The sequence below is a fragment of the Providencia sp. Me31A genome (assembly GCF_050487165.1).
Lineage (GTDB): Bacteria > Pseudomonadota > Gammaproteobacteria > Enterobacterales > Enterobacteriaceae > Providencia.
Genome location: NZ_JBKQGZ010000060.1, coordinates 1 through 1,931, shown reverse-complemented (window position 1 = coordinate 1,931; position 1,931 = coordinate 1). Strand labels below are relative to the sequence as shown.

Below are 1,931 nucleotides of genomic sequence, written 5' to 3'. Positions count from 1 at the left end.
ACTTCCAACACCTGTTTACCGAGTTACCAAAACGAAGTCCGAAAGATGATGTGTCGGATCTCATGCCATGGAACGTAGAAATCAGTGAGGTTGAGTAAAGCTTTACTGGTTCATTAAGCGCTTACATAGTAATTATCAATTTGCACACATTCCAAATAATCAAAAATTTCACGCTTATCAAGCACGGGGATTGGGTCACCAAAGGTGAATGCTTCCATTGATGCGCTGTCGGTTTTTTGCGCCAGTGTTTGTGATTGGCGTTTTTTATTTTTACGGCTCATTAAAAGACCTCGACGATATTATGTTGATTGTGATTTTCACCGGTGATCGGTTCGTTATAAAGGGCGTGCATGGTTGCCCATGCTAAATCTGCGTGGCTGGCTTCTTCGCTGCGGTCAGCTTCATAAGTTGGGCGGTTACCACTGGCGGTAGTGGCACGGCGAATGGCCATAAAAGATTGCGTGATATCATTACTACCCGCGTCATATTCCAACCGGTCATGGCTAATCACGTCATAAGCTTTAAGCACCAATGCATTTTTTAAGGCAGGGTTATAGACAAATTCTTTTGCAGCAGGGAAAAATTCCCGCACATTTTGCAGGACACCATGGCCAATACCTGTGGAATCAATCCCGATGTATTGCACGTTGTAACGCTCGGTGAGTTCTTTTATCGCGTCCGATTGCGCGCGAAAATCCATGCCACGCCATTGATGATGCTCAAGTATGCGAAACTTACCGCCTTTGTGTAGCGGTGGCGCAATCACCACGCAACCCGCACTATCTCCGTTTTGAGTACCTTTCGCGGGGTCATAACCAATCCAAACAGGGTGATAAGCATAGGGGCGTATCATTAACGGCTGAATGTCGTCCCATATTTCCCAACTGTCCACCATGCATTTTTGCATTAACTGCAAATTAAAGATGGATGCAATATCATCGACAAACTCACACATCAGCAAGTTTTCGAATTCATCAGGGCTGTATTCTAAATAGAGTTGATCAATATCGAATAAATTACACCCGCCCCGCATGGCATCTTCAATCGTGACAATTTGCCGCCACTGACCATCCCCACACATCATGCCATTCACTAACGCTTGATGGTTAATGTCGACCTCAACGTGATCGGCTTTACGACGACCACGATTAAAGAGCTTTCCAGACCAGAACGGATACGCGCTGTGTGTTAATGCGGATGGGGCAATTGTTGCGGTTAAAAACGGAAACTTACTGTTTATGAAACAAGGTCAAGGGCTCACCGCAACTGGCCAACCGATTCAAACGATGCACATTAATCGCTCAGTCGGTGATGGTCACCGTTTTACACTGGCTGACCGCGGAGCATACACCGGCGTTATCGCTAACTGGCTTGACACACGTGAGCCGAAAAAGAAAAAAACAGTGACGGTAAAACGTAAGCGAAAAAGCAAACAACCTGCAAAACCCGCCAAACCGAAAGAAAAACAAGGGGAATATTTAGCCGGCGAACAAGGGAACGTCCTGACGCTTTCCCATACTTACGCGACTAAAGAAAACGCCGCTCGAGCCGCAAAAGCCAACTGGGAAAAAATCCAACGTGGTGTTGCGTCATTTTCGATTCAACTCGCGGTTGGTCGTGCAGATCTCTACCCTGAAATGCCTGTCACCGTCAGCGGATTTAAACCCGAAATTGATAACGCGGACTGGACATTAACGCGAGTCGTTCATTCACTGAATGACAGTGGTTTTACAACCGCATTAGAGTTAGAGGTGAAAATTTCGGATTTAGATATTGCAGAGGAATAATTTTTTAGACTGTATAAATATGGGTCTTCCCCGATCATGGTGGTCAGACTCAAAATCCCATATCTAAATTACCATAGTGAAACATCACTGCTGTTTTAAATCGTTCTTGATTTCGATAACCTCTTGCTTTGATCCTCAATAATC

Annotated in this window: 3 pseudogenes; 1 reads left to right on the top strand and 2 read right to left on the bottom strand. The window is 45.1% G+C overall.

Going from position 1 to position 1,931, the window contains the following annotated elements:
• Positions 1-125: 125 nt before the first annotated feature.
• A pseudogene (locus ACLPIE_RS22395) lies at positions 126-281 on the bottom strand (phage portal protein); the annotation flags it as partial.
• A pseudogene (locus ACLPIE_RS22390) lies at positions 281-1,201 on the bottom strand (phage terminase large subunit family protein); the annotation flags it as partial. The pseudogenes ACLPIE_RS22390 and ACLPIE_RS22395, both read right to left, overlap by 1 nt.
• On the opposite strand from ACLPIE_RS22390, the pseudogene ACLPIE_RS22385 reads away from it, so the two are divergent.
• A pseudogene (locus ACLPIE_RS22385) lies at positions 1,200-1,787 on the top strand (contractile injection system protein, VgrG/Pvc8 family); the annotation flags it as partial. The pseudogenes ACLPIE_RS22390 and ACLPIE_RS22385 sit on opposite strands and share 2 nt — an antisense overlap.
• Between the last annotated feature and the right edge of the window lie 144 nt (positions 1,788-1,931).